This is a genomic window from Kordia sp., assembly GCF_022447245.1.
Taxonomy (GTDB): Bacteria; Bacteroidota; Bacteroidia; order Flavobacteriales; family Flavobacteriaceae; genus Kordia.
This window is the reverse complement of record NZ_JAKVBC010000003.1, coordinates 152,951-165,492: the sequence shown is the minus strand read 5'-3', so window position 1 is coordinate 165,492 and position 12,542 is coordinate 152,951. Positions and strand designations below refer to the sequence as shown.

11 protein-coding genes are annotated in these 12,542 nt (G+C 33.5%); 4 read left to right on the top strand and 7 right to left on the bottom strand.

Features of this window, described 5'->3' with window-relative positions:
• On the top strand, positions 1–357 hold the full coding sequence (locus tag MK119_RS03455; protein ID WP_290670925.1) for a hypothetical protein: 357 nt from the start codon (positions 1–3) through the stop codon (positions 355–357).
• Between the two features lie 41 nt (positions 358–398).
• Here the strand turns inward: MK119_RS03455 and MK119_RS03450 are convergent, their stop codons facing one another.
• The 5 genes from MK119_RS03450 to MK119_RS03430 form a co-directional block, all read right to left on the bottom strand.
• Positions 399–1,391 carry an ABC transporter ATP-binding protein gene (locus MK119_RS03450; RefSeq protein WP_290670923.1) on the bottom strand — a complete coding sequence of 331 codons (993 nt, stop codon included), beginning with the start codon at positions 1,389–1,391 and terminating at the stop codon, positions 399–401.
• A gap of 3 nt (positions 1,392–1,394) precedes the next feature.
• The gene (locus tag MK119_RS03445; protein WP_290670921.1) at positions 1,395–2,084 is read right to left on the bottom strand and encodes a class I SAM-dependent methyltransferase; all 690 of its coding nucleotides are present in this window, start codon (positions 2,082–2,084) and stop codon (positions 1,395–1,397) included.
• Positions 2,071–3,714 carry an iron ABC transporter permease gene (locus MK119_RS03440; RefSeq protein ID WP_290670919.1) on the bottom strand — a complete coding sequence of 548 codons (1,644 nt, stop codon included), beginning with the start codon at positions 3,712–3,714 and terminating at the stop codon, positions 2,071–2,073. Before MK119_RS03440 ends, MK119_RS03445 begins: the two co-directional genes overlap by 14 nt.
• Entirely contained in the window at positions 3,711–4,790 is a 1,080-nt protein-coding gene (locus tag MK119_RS03435; protein WP_290670917.1) for a Fe(3+) ABC transporter substrate-binding protein, read from the bottom strand. The genes MK119_RS03440 and MK119_RS03435 overlap by 4 nt, the downstream gene beginning before the upstream one ends.
• Before the next feature lie 111 nt (positions 4,791–4,901).
• Positions 4,902–5,351: a type I restriction enzyme HsdR N-terminal domain-containing protein gene (locus MK119_RS03430; protein WP_290670915.1), complete on the bottom strand. Its 450-nt coding sequence runs from the start codon at positions 5,349–5,351 to the stop codon at positions 4,902–4,904.
• 60 nt (positions 5,352–5,411) lie between these two features.
• Between MK119_RS03430 and holA the strand changes: the two genes are divergently transcribed.
• Positions 5,412–6,416 (top strand): DNA polymerase III subunit delta, encoded by a 1,005-nt coding sequence (gene holA, locus MK119_RS03425; protein ID WP_290670913.1) that lies wholly within the window; start codon positions 5,412–5,414, stop codon positions 6,414–6,416.
• Positions 6,417–6,643: 227 nt separating this feature from the next.
• Here holA and MK119_RS03420 read toward each other — a convergent pair whose 3' ends face one another.
• Positions 6,644–7,537 (bottom strand): hypothetical protein, encoded by an 894-nt coding sequence (locus tag MK119_RS03420; RefSeq protein WP_290670911.1) that lies wholly within the window; start codon positions 7,535–7,537, stop codon positions 6,644–6,646.
• Positions 7,534–9,933 (bottom strand): AAA family ATPase, encoded by a 2,400-nt coding sequence (locus MK119_RS03415; RefSeq protein WP_290670909.1) that lies wholly within the window; start codon positions 9,931–9,933, stop codon positions 7,534–7,536. Before MK119_RS03415 ends, MK119_RS03420 begins: the two co-directional genes overlap by 4 nt.
• Before the next feature lie 290 nt (positions 9,934–10,223).
• Between MK119_RS03415 and MK119_RS03410 the strand changes: the two genes are divergently transcribed.
• A complete protein-coding gene (locus MK119_RS03410) occupies positions 10,224–11,804 on the top strand; it encodes a DUF4157 domain-containing protein (RefSeq protein ID WP_290670907.1) in 1,581 nt (526 codons plus the stop codon).
• A gap of 136 nt (positions 11,805–11,940) precedes the next feature.
• Positions 11,941–12,537, top strand: coding sequence for a hypothetical protein (locus MK119_RS03405; protein ID WP_290670905.1), 597 nt, complete (start codon positions 11,941–11,943; stop codon positions 12,535–12,537).
• Positions 12,538–12,542 lie beyond the last annotated feature (5 nt).

The following is a 12,542-nucleotide window of genomic DNA, read 5'->3' as shown; positions in this document are numbered from 1 at the left end:
TTGAGAGAAATACACCATTTATTTGATAATGATTATGGCATTGCTTTTCGTTGGAAGCATTGTGGACCTAAAGAGTTCAAAAAAATACAATTGGTATTTAATGATATTGGATTCAATCTGTCCATGAGAAATTTTAAGAAGTTTTTGAATAATATTAAAACTACCTTAGAATATCCTCCAATTTGTGATGCTTGTGATGATCACGGGAATTGCAAATCCTACTTGTTAGAAACACCTTCTTCTATGATAAGTTTGGCAGTTAGTTATACTGAATTGAAGAAATTAGAAGAATTACTAGAAGGCGCATTTTTTCAAATAGAAATGGATAATATGCTAGGAACAGACGCTATTGAGTAGACAAAATACAAAAGGATAGGATGAATTTTTCATTCTATCTTTTATATGTCAAATTCCAAAATTGCTGTTTTGAAAAAACCAACATTCACTTTGCCATGTAATTCCTGTTCTGTATGAAAGTTAATTGCAGTATTATTGGGAAGCATGACAACATTCATATAATGATTTCCTAGAAAAATACTTCTTGTTATTTTTGTTTTGATGGTATAATCCGCTGTTGAATCAATTGAAAAATCACGTATTCTAATCGCGTAGGTTTTATCTTTTGAAGTTTTAAAATTAAAGAAACTTAAATCTTCTTCAGAAAAAAGATGTATCGGATTGAATAATGCTGCTACATACTTAGTTTTTGGATGATTATACATAGTGTCTACTGAACCTTGTTGTACAATTTTACCATCTTTTAAAACAATAATAGTGTCTGCAATGGCTATGGCATCTTGGGTATCATGCGTTACAAAGATTGAGGTAACACCTTCTGTTTTTAAGATGGTAAAGATTTCGTTTCGCAATTGAAGTTTTAAAACTACGTCCAAATTACTAAAAGGTTCATCTAAAATGAGCAATTCAGGTTTTGGAGCCAATGCTCTTGCCAATGCCACACGTTGCTGTTGTCCACCAGATAACTGATGCGGATATCGATCTTCGAAACCTACTAAATCTACAAGTTGTAAGACTTCAAAAACACGTTGTTTTTTATCCTTTTTGTTTGCAATTCCATAACTCACATTCTGCGCAACTGTCAAGTGTGGAAATAAAGCATAATCTTGAAAAACCATGCCAACTTTTCTTTTTTCTACAGGAATGAACGTTGTTTCATCATTGACAACTTTTGAATTCAATTCAATACTTCCAGCATCAGGAGTTTCGAGACCAGAAATAAGTCGTGTCAAAGTAGTTTTTCCACTTCCGCTTTCGCCAATAATAGCAGTAATACTTCCCTTTTTCAAAGAAAAGTTCACATCATTTATTACAGGTTTTTTACTGTTTTTAAATGATTTTTTAAGAGATTTTATGGTGATGAATGCTTCCAAATTCTATTTTTTAGTGAGTATCCAAGCGCTAGAAATTGTTGATTGATGAAATTTTACAATACTCGTAAAACCTACTTTTTCTGATAAAAACTTCAATCGATCTTCACTGATTACGTTCAATACATTTAAAATACGTTCTTTACGCATTTCTTTTTCTTCTCGTGACCAATTATAAGGGAATGTGTGACTTAAAATATCATACTGTTGTTCCAATTCTTCTTGTGTTCCACAAATATCAAATAATACAAACGTTCCTCCAATTGTTAACTTATTATAAATGTCTTGTAATAGCTGTTCTTTTTCTCCATCATCAGATAAAAAATGCAGTACCAAAAACAGTGTAATGGCTGCATACGATTTGTTAGTCGGTAAATTTTCTACAGTACAAGTATGCAGACTAACATTTTGATAAGCAGCTAATTTTTCTTTTGCGATAGCTATCATTTCTTCAGAAGGATCACACGCATCAATTTTCCATTCGTCATTAAAAGCAGCTATTTTTTTCGTTTCATTTCCTGTTCCGCAACCTACCACAAGAATATTAGGAGTCGTTACAGATGAAAGTATGCCTTTTAATAATTGAGGAATACTATTCATTACAAACTCATAATTTGGAAAAAAATGACGAACAAAATTATCGTAATTGGTGGCTCTATCACCTTCAAAGATTTCTACTTTTTTATTTTTTATCATTATTCAAAATTAATTTGTTCAACAAAATGATTGGAATAATTCCAGTAAATATAATGCACAGCGAAGGTAAAGAGGCTTCCATAATTAATTCATCACTAGCGTATTCATACGATTTTACAGCCAATGTATTGATGTCATACGGTTTCAATATGAGTGTCAGTGGCAATTCTTTCATTACATCCACAAAAACAAGGATAAAGGCGCTTAGTAAACCTACTTTTAGCAATGGAAAATCTATTTTAAAAAAGGTATATAGATTTCCTTTACCGAGTAATTTAGAGGATTCTGAAAGTGATTTTCCAATTTTTAGCTGACTGGCTTCTATTGGATTGTAGGCTACGGCTAAAAAGCGAATGATATATGCATATAAAAGCACGATGATTGTTCCGTTGATAATTAAACCAACATTGGTGTCAAATAATTCTTTTATTGTAGAAATCAGCCATTTGTCAAGTTGCAATGTTGGAATCATAATACCAATCGCAATCACAGCTCCAGGAATGGCATAACCAATAATAGCAATACTTGAGCTGTTTTTTAACCATGAAATCCGATTCCATCTTGGTACATAAATCAGTATGATAGCAATGAACACTGTTAAAAATGCAGCCAGTAATGAAATGCCTAAACTTTGCAAAGCTATTGTAAAAAAAGAAGCAGAGGCAACTTCTGTGTACGTTAAAAAACTCCAATATACCAATTGTAAAAATGGTAAAATGAACCCAAAGAAAACAGGAATACAGACTATTGCAGATAATACAAATCGCGTACGTTTTCTAAGGTTTATTTTGGGTGTTTTAATATCGCTTTTGGTTGTAATTGCATAGTTTTTATTGCGTCGTTGTAATTTTTCAAAATAAATGATAGCAAAAACAATTACTAGTAAGATAGCGGCTAAATATACAGCAGTAGCAGGTTCTTCTAAAGAAAACCACGATCTAAAAATTCCTGTAGTAAAGGTATTTACTCCAAAATATTTAGCAGCTCCATAATCGTTTAAAACTTCCATGAGCACTAAAATGAGTCCACCAATAATGGCTGGTCGTGCAATTGGTAATACGATTTTGAAAAATGTTTTTCGTTCGCCAACGCCCAAATTTTTAGAAGCTTCTATCAGTCTACCAGATTGAAATAAAAACACAGCACGTGCACTTACGTATACATAAGGAAACAAAGAAACACTCAGTATAAAAATAAGTCCAAAAATATTAGTGATATTTAGCTTTACGCCAGATATTCCAACACTTTCTAAGAGTAATTCCAAAGATCCGCCATAGTCAAAAAAGCCAGCATAGGCATACGCGGTAATATATGACGGAATCGTTAAAGGAAGAATTAGCATCCATTCCAAGTATTTTTGAAATGGAATAGAGTAGCGGCTCACAATCCAAGCTGACGAAACACCAAACGCAAGCGTTAAAATGGTACAACCATTAATTAAGAACAATGAATTTAAGGAATAGTCAAGCAATAAATTCTTTACGATATGATCCCAAGTTTCACCAGGACCATAAAATAATCGAAAGAAAATAGTAAGAATTGGAATGGCAATAAAAGAAATAATGATCAATGTTGTCACTGACCATTTATTCCAATCTCTTTTAATATTTTTTAACTTTTTGATATTCAAATTGTACTCGCTAATCGAGATTTACGATTATTTCCAACAGCTTCATCAAAGACAATCACAGCTTTTTTGTTATTCTTTCCTAAAATAGAAAGTGCAATATTGTCTTCTTTAAATGTTCCCCACGATTGTAACAACTCAGAAGGTTGAACTTCGGCATTTACAGGATATTCGTAGTTTGCTTTTGCAAATACTTCTTGTGCTTCTTTGCTCGCTAAGAATTCAATAAACTTGATGGCATTTTCTTTGTTAGGAGCATATTTAGCAACTCCAGCACCACTAATATTAATGTGTGTTCCTCTGTCTTCTTGATTAGGGAAAAAGATACCAACGCCATTTCCTGCTTTTACTTCCTCAGGATTTTTAGAGTTTAATAATTTTCCGATGTAGTAAGTGTTTACAACTCCAACATCACCTTCGCCAGCTACAATTGCTTTTACTTGATCTCTATCATTTCCTTGTGGAGAACGTGCCATGTTTCCAACTACTTGTTCTGCCCAAGTTTTGGCAACTTCTTCACCGTTATGTTCAATGATTGAAGCCATTAAGGATTGATTGTAGATATTTCCAGAAGAACGAATTAAGATTTTATTCTTCCAGGTATCAGCCGCTAAGTTTTCATACGTAGATAATTGCTCTGGTTGTACACGATCTTTTGCATACACAATCACACGCGCACGTTTAGTCAATGCAAACCATTGATTATCTTCATCACGCATGTTTGATGGAATGATTTTATCTAATTTTTCTGATGCTACGGATTGCAATAAGTTTTTATCTTTTGCTCTAACCAGTCTTCCAGCATCAACTGTTATTAATACATCTGCAGGCGATTGCTCACCTTCTTGCGTCATTTTAAGAATCAATTCGTCTGCTTTAGCATTAACAACATTTACTTTGATACCAGTTTTCTTTTCAAAAGCAGCAAATAATTCTTGATCTGCCGGGTAATGTCTGTGTGTGTATACATTTACTTCTTGAGTTTTTGCTTTCTCTTCAGTATTTGTATTTTCTTTTTTATCATTTTTACATGCAACAAAAACTAAGAGTGTTGCAATTGCTAATAGTGTATTTCTCATCAATTGTATGTTAAATTATCTTAATGATTAAATTTCCGCAAAGTTACTATCTAATAATTCTTTATGAAAGTTTATTTAGAATTATTTTAAATAAAATAGCTTTTTCTTTATTTAGGAATTTGTATAATCTGGGATTTCTCTCAAAAAATGATACTGTTGTGCCTCATAATTCATCGTGCAATAATAATGATGCAATCCGTTGGTGACCATTAAGTATTCTGCATTCAAAATCATGTTATAACGTGCAATTTGATCAAAGGTTTGCTGCGTAATTTTTACTTTACTACGTTTACATTCTGCCACCAAAAAAATACTTCCATCCGAATTAAAAATTACGATGTCGTATCGTTTTTTTAAATCGTTATATATAAGTTCTTTCTCAATGTTAATCAAGCTTATGGGATAGTTTTTTTCTTGAATTAGAAATTGTACTGTGTGTTGTCGAACCCATTCTTCAGGAGTCAACACCACAAATTTTTTCCGAATAGCATCAAAAATATAGATTTTATTTTCCTTATTTTTGAAGCGGAATGTATATTTTGGAAAATTCAAGGGTTCCATGGCACAAAACTAAGGATTCGTGCATCGAAAACCAATACAATTTCGCATTTGTAAGATAGAATGGAAGAAGCTAAACAGATTGTCGTAGATATTCAGAAAGGAAATATTAAACCTATTTATTTTTTAATGGGTGAAGAGGCCTATTATGTAGATAAGATTGCGGAATATATTGAAGATAAAGTGTTGGCAGAAGAAGAAAAAGGCTTCAATCAAATGGTATTGTATGGACGCGATGTTTCTGTAGATGATATTGTGGCAAATGCAAAACGCTATCCAATGATGGCAGAACGTCAGGTAGTGATTGTCAAGGAAGCACAAGATTTATCACGTACGATTGATAAGCTAGTAACCTATTTTGAAAACCCGCAACCTACAACGGTGCTAGTGATTTGTTATAAATACAAGAAGATTGCTAAGAATAAAAAAATCTACAAAGCTGCTGCGAAGAATGGCGTTATTTACGAGAGTAAAAAACTATATGAAAATCAGGTTGCCGATTGGATTCGCAGAGTCTTAGCAGGGAAAAAGTATCAAATTACACCGAAAGCCGCACAAATGTTGGTGGAGTTTTTAGGAACGAATCTGAGTAAAATCAATAATGAACTTGAAAAGCTACAGTTGATTTTACCCAAAGGAAGTGAAATCACACCTGAAATTATTGAAGAAAACATCGGAATTAGCAAAGATTACAACAATTTTGAGCTCCGAAAAGCCATTGGCGATAGAGATGTAAAAAAGGCATTCCGGATCATTACTTATTTTGCGGAAAATCCAAAAGACAATCCTACAGTAGTTACCGTTTCTTTGTTGTTTAATTTCTTCTCACAATTATTACAATATCACGGTTTGCGCGATCAAAATCCTCGAAATGTAGCTTCTGCATTGCGAATCAACCCATATTTTGTAAAAGAATACCAAGCAGCGGCACGCAACTATCCGATGAAAAAAGTGAGTGGTATTGTGGCAACCTTACGAGAAATGGATGTCAAAAGTAAAGGAGTTGGTGCAACAAATTTATCTAATGGTGATTTGTTGAAAGAGTTGATGGTAAGGATTATGAATTAATCTTTAAACTTGTATTAAATTTTTGAAACGTCACTACAAGGAGTTAACGACGTTAGTCTTTATAAATGCAATACTAATTTTTTTGAAACATATTACTTCACTTCATTCGTAATTACGTATTATGTATTAGTAAAAAATATTGAGTATACTGAGCCTAGCCTAAGTGATGTTTTTTTAATTATAACCAACTTTATTGCAAACATAGCGCAGACTGAGCGGAGTTGAAGTCAAGCAGCATTGATATCCACTTGAAAGTTTTTCTTCATAAAATGCCCAATCATTTGTCTGGCTAGGCCTAAATATTCTTGAGTTGGTTCTAAAAAACTTTGTAAAGTTTCCATTTCGCGTTGGAGTACTTTGGCAAAACGTTCGGAACGTTCCGGATCGTCAATGAAATCATTATAATTCACAAAAGCTTCTTCTACACGTTGCATTTGTGCACTGATAAGAATGGCTCTTTTTTCACGCTCCATTACTAGAGGAACACGTTGCAATGCAAATACTTTAATAGACGATAATGCACGTTGTTTTAGAAATTCTTTTTGTTTTTTGGGCTGAATTACGCCTGACTCAATATCATATTTAAAATAGTCTTCTGGATTTTCGATACACGGATTTAGCAATAAACGTACTTTTTCTTCTTCTTCTATGTCATCCTCATGCGAACGTACACGTTTCGACTCATCAAATAAAGGAAATTGATTCATTTTTCCCATACTTTTTGCTTCATCAACAAAAGCTGTGACTTGTTTGGATTTCTGATTGCAGTTTCTACACGAAAATAACAAGTTCTCCCAATCGGCAGCCAACCAATAATAACATGGTTTTGAATTGCCAGTAGCTTTTAATTCTTCAATTTCTCCTTTTGGGCGAAAATGTTCAATATCACCAACATACGTTGCTAAAATATCACTTTCGCAATAGGCGCACTTTCCTTTGCCCATTTCAATCAAAGCTTCTTTTACTTTTGCGTGGCTATACACTTTGAATTTATAAGCCTTTTTTCGCTTTTCAGGATCTGTATAATGCTCAATCGCTGCTTTTAATTCTTTCTCCAGTTTTTCACTTCCATCTTTTAGAATCTCTGGAGTTTCAACCGAAGTTCTATCAATGAAAATCATAATTTATTTTTTGCGGAGATATTTTTCCAAATATCTTGTACTTTTAAAATGGTTTTTTCTTTAATATCATCATCAATAATCTTGAGTTTTTTACTCTTCATTTTCTTTGCTAACAACTCGTCAATAGCGTGATACATCAAGTCTTCGCGGGCATCTTGTCCCAAACGTTTTTTCTGTGGAAGCACTTTTTGCAAGGCTTCTATTTCTTTAATTTCAGATTCAGTTCTGTCGGTTTCTTCAATGGTTAGTAATTCATAATAACGTTCAAATTCCTTTTCGGTTTTAGAATCCATCGTACTATTCAATCCAAAATATTCCGAAGTCAACAATTGATCAATTCGTAAGGTGCTTGGATCAGGCAAATCACTAATCGCAATAATTACATTCTCATCATCACGTTTTAAAACCACAACTTCATTCTCCTTCAAACCACGTAAACACAAAGGTTCGTGTGTCGTAATAATGAATTGAATTTTTGGAAATGTATTGCGCAAACGTTCAATAATTTCCATTTTCCAACGTGGATGTAAATGTGTACCAATTTCATCAATCAACACAATTCCTTCTGCCAATTCGTATACGATGTTTTCTTGCGAAAGGGTGTAAATCATATCAATTGCCACAGCAAAAATGGACTTATATCCATCGCTTAAATGATCAATATTAATATTATCGCCAGATTGATGGTATTTAATATAAATTTCACCTTTTTTCGGACTTCTTTTAATGGAATCTAAATCGTCTAGCAACAATAAGTTTTTCAGCGTTTTAGATACTTGATTGAAGGTTTTACGATTGGTAGCTAAGAACCATTCTTTAGCACTTGATAAGGAAACCGAAGGATCAAATAAGTTTTTGATCTTTAAATAACTCGGATGATCTTTTTCGGGTTGTAAATTTCCAATCGGTAACAAACGTGTAGAACCATAGCCAATAATAAACGCTGGTGGTTTTTCAATACTGGCTTTGATTTCATTCTTTTTTTTGCTGAAAGTGACACTATACACTTCTTCATTCCCTTTTCCATATACTTTAATGTATCCGCTATAGGTATTGTACTTTAAGACATCTTTTACCGTAATACCAAGAACATCCAAATATTCTTGTCCCATCAATGCAATTGCAATGGCTTTGAGGACAGAACTTTTTCCAACACCATTTTCACCTAAAAAAACCAACCAAGGTTCTTCGCTAGTATCATCCGCATAACTTGGCAATTGAAGTGCTAAGTTGGAAAAACACTTAAAATTTTTCAATTCAATGCGATCGAGATATACATTTTTGAGAATGCTTTTGTAATAAGCATCGTCTTTTTGTTGAAAAATTGCCTTTTTGACTTTTGGAGGTTTTGTTTTATCTCTTGTATAGCCTTCTTCCGTTTCTTCTAGTGGAAAAGATATAGATTCAAAGATGCTACCTCCTTTGATGTTGGAGCTTCCTTTTATATTTATGTTTTGTTGAGCAGTTGGACTTGGCGGTGTTTGCTCCTGTATTTGTTGCTGTTGTTGAGTTTGACTAAAATAGGAATCTTTTGAATCTACTAAGCTAGAAACTCTATCATAGAGTTCTTGATTTTCTAAAAGTTTATTGATAATTGCAGTACATAGTGCTAAATGATTTCCATTAGAATTCCCTTTTAAAATTTTATTCCATTCTAAGGCTATTTCTTGTGAATTTTTTGCTCCATTTAATAAATCATCAGCATTTTTTTGTATGCTATGTGCAACAGCTTGTCGTCCATAAATTAAATCGGAACGATTCAATCCTAAAATTTGAATGGTTGCTTCTGCTCGTTGTTTATTGGCTTCAATTTGCGTTGAAAACTGTTGGCTATTCTGTAAAAAATCAGGGTAATTTGAAGCACTTTTAGGAATGATTTCAAACTTTTCTAGATCGAAATCAAAAAAGTCATTTGGATCTTCGTTGCAAGGATCAATTAAATAAGCATTTTCCTTTTTTGCAATTTGAACGTACGGTGTTTTCATCGCAGCACGTTTACCTTCTACAGGAAATACATTTGATTTAAAACGTTGACAGGCGTGACAAATCATATATAAATTTTCCCATTCATAAGTAAGCCACCAATAATGATCTTCTGATATTTCTTTACTATCAAACCCTTGAGTATAGCTGCTAGGACGAAAACGTTGCAAATAGCTTTCATACCCTGGTTTTCCTCTTCGTAGGGTAGATTCACACATCGCACATTTATGATCAAAAAGTTCTGCCAGTGTATCAGAAACTTCGCTTGGTATATAACCTACACTAAACGTACGTTGCGCACGCGAATTTTTATGTAAACTATAAAAATCATTTATTTCTTGTTGTAGCTGTTCATATTCTTTGGAGGAAAAGAAATCTGGCTTTGGTATTTTATTTCGATCTACTTTAATCACAATGAATCAATTTTTAGAGATTTTGTCACTTTTAGTACCTAAAGTACGTGAATATTTCATGAATAGTAAAGAAAAGATAGGAAATACAGTGTTTTTCCCCTATGCTATTTTTTGATTAATAGCTACTTTGTAATCGTAATTAATGCATGTAAAATCACCTAAGAAAATTAAGTGTGAAAGTGGAGAAGCAGTCTGATGCGACAGAAGAAATAGCTCAACTCATACAACGAAAGGGAACGAAGTGTGTTTGTCACTAAAATACTGCAATAGTTAGTTAATAAATTTAGAAAATGAAAACAGAAAAACAACCGAATCAACAGGATAAAGGCACTAAAAATATCATTCAAAAAAAGGATAAAGGTTCTTTTATAAAACCTGTTGGTGATACTACAAAGTTTTCGCCACCTTCCACAGCTGGAAAAAGAAATAATAGCTTGCCAAACAAATTACAATCCAATATGGAAAATTCGTTTGGACAAGATTTTTCTGATGTAGGAATTCATAAAGATTCTCAGAAAGCGGTTCAAATGAATGCACGTGCTTATACACAGAACGAACAAATTCATTTTGCACCAGGTGAATTTAATCCAGAATCTACTTCGGGTCAAAATTTAATTGGTCATGAGTTTACACATATTGCACAACAGCGAGCAGGCGTAGTAAAACCGACCAAAGTATTGCAAAAAGGAGTCATGGTGAATGACGATAAAAGTTTGGAAAGCGAAGCAGATGCTTTTGGACGCAAAGCAGCTAAAGGAGAAGCCATTTCAAAATACCGTTCAGCAAGCTTGGAAATGCGAAACTCGGTAAGAACTGCGCAGGCTAAGAGTAATGTGGTGCAGATGGTAGCTACTGATTATGGAGAATTTAAGGATGAATCATACACAACGTTAAAAAATTCGGCAGGAAAAGAAGTAGGAGTAGATATGTATATGAAATTTGTGCCAGGCAATAATGTAGATGCCAAACTTATTGGGCTTACACAAACAGTTCGTTCTATTAAAAGTGGAGGGAAGCCAATAAATATAAATCCTACTGTAGGAACAAGATCTATTACTAGTGGAGATGCACAACCTATTAGTTCTCCTACATTGGGTACAGATCAAGGAATGCATATCGATCAACATTCAGGTGCAGGATATAGAAATCCGCTGTATGCTACAGGAAAAATTTCAGATAAAGATACAGAACTAGCACAAGCAGGAACGCCTAGCCCTGTTAAGAAACTAACTGCAGCCGAGATTGCTGCTTCCAGTTATTCTGGATTAAATTACAAAGGCTGGGGAGAACATGGCTATCGTTACAAATCTGGGAAGGTATGGAAATCAAAAGATGCAGAATTACACGATGCACCAAAGTTGACAGCTAGGGGAACTAATGCCGAACAGTTATTTGAAACAGCAGCATTAGCTATTGATGGAAATCAGGAAGGAATGTATTATGGATCTGTAGAATGGGGCTGGCGAACAGATGCTAAAGGTGTATTTACAAGACTTCCTTTTAAAGTAAAATCGAAAGCGGTACCAACTTCAACTTTTATGAAAGCTGCGCAAGTATGGAATGCCGATAAAACAGCAGGAAAAGATAATATCCAATTACCAGCAGTATGGACAGGTACGATACATAATACGTCATTAGCAGCTTTAAGATCAGGACAGTCAGCAGCATCACAAATTTTAGCAGATTTACCAACAGGAACTTCATTGACCGTTTTAGACGATTCATCAAATTGGTTGCATGTCCAATTGAGTACCACACAGGCAGGATTAATATTTAATAGACATGGAAGAGCGGCATTCATGACAGGAGATTTGATCAGAGGATATGTTTCTAAAGAATTAGTAAACAAAGATGCAAGTTATGTTCGATAATTGTTATGATAATGCAATACTTTTCTTTTAATTTTAAATATTGTTTATTTAGATAATGAGGAGAATTAAAGTAAATATAATAGCACTGTTACTGATTTTCATTAGCTCATGTGCAAAAAATAACAATCAAAAAAGCATGTCAGCATCAGATAAAAATTTAATAGAGGAAATAGAAAAAAATAGTTACAGTGATTTGTTTTTGACAGAAAATGAAGAACTGATAAAGGAGTTGTGGAATGAAGGCAAAAATGAAGAATCTTTGTTTCATATTTTAGAAATAGATACTGTTCATGATCTCACCAAGCTTAAGATAGCCGAGTTATTATTCCTCCAAAAAATACATATACCTAAACAGTATTATCAATCAATTGCCCATAGCTATGCTTCTTGTTTGACACTTACAAGTCGTGAAAATAATAATAGTGTAGGCTTATCTGGTAATTCTTGGGGATTTCTCTATGAGGATGATGATGCAGGTGTATTGGGTAGTCGATTTTTTGTTTTTGGGGAAGAATCTATGACTGCATTACTGAAACTATTGAATGAAGATGCTGCTATTGAATATGAAGGTAGTAAAAGCGCTATGATTGGCAATGATTATCAATACCGAGTAAAAGACTTCGCAGCATTCTACATCTCAAAAATTAAAAATATTTCCATCACTTTTTATCAAGATTTTGATAAAAGAGATGCGGAAATTGAACGTTTGAAAGGAATTTTAGAAAAAGAATAAATACA

Bases quoted from the DNA above. Each gene is read 5' to 3' on its own strand.
- MK119_RS03430 (WP_290670915.1), bottom strand. From the start codon at position 5,351: ATGGAACCCTTGAATTTTCCAAAATATACATTCCGCTTCAAAAATAAG.
- holA (WP_290670913.1), top strand. From the start codon at position 5,412: ATGGAAGAAGCTAAACAGATTGTCGTAGATATTCAGAAAGGAAATATT.
- MK119_RS03435 (WP_290670917.1), bottom strand. From the start codon at position 4,790: ATGAGAAATACACTATTAGCAATTGCAACACTCTTAGTTTTTGTTGCA.
- MK119_RS03410 (WP_290670907.1), top strand. From the start codon at position 10,224: ATGAAAACAGAAAAACAACCGAATCAACAGGATAAAGGCACTAAAAAT.
- MK119_RS03405 (WP_290670905.1), top strand. From the start codon at position 11,941: ATGTCAGCATCAGATAAAAATTTAATAGAGGAAATAGAAAAAAATAGT.
- MK119_RS03445 (WP_290670921.1), bottom strand. From the start codon at position 2,084: ATGATAAAAAATAAAAAAGTAGAAATCTTTGAAGGTGATAGAGCCACC.
- MK119_RS03420 (WP_290670911.1), bottom strand. From the start codon at position 7,537: ATGATTTTCATTGATAGAACTTCGGTTGAAACTCCAGAGATTCTAAAA.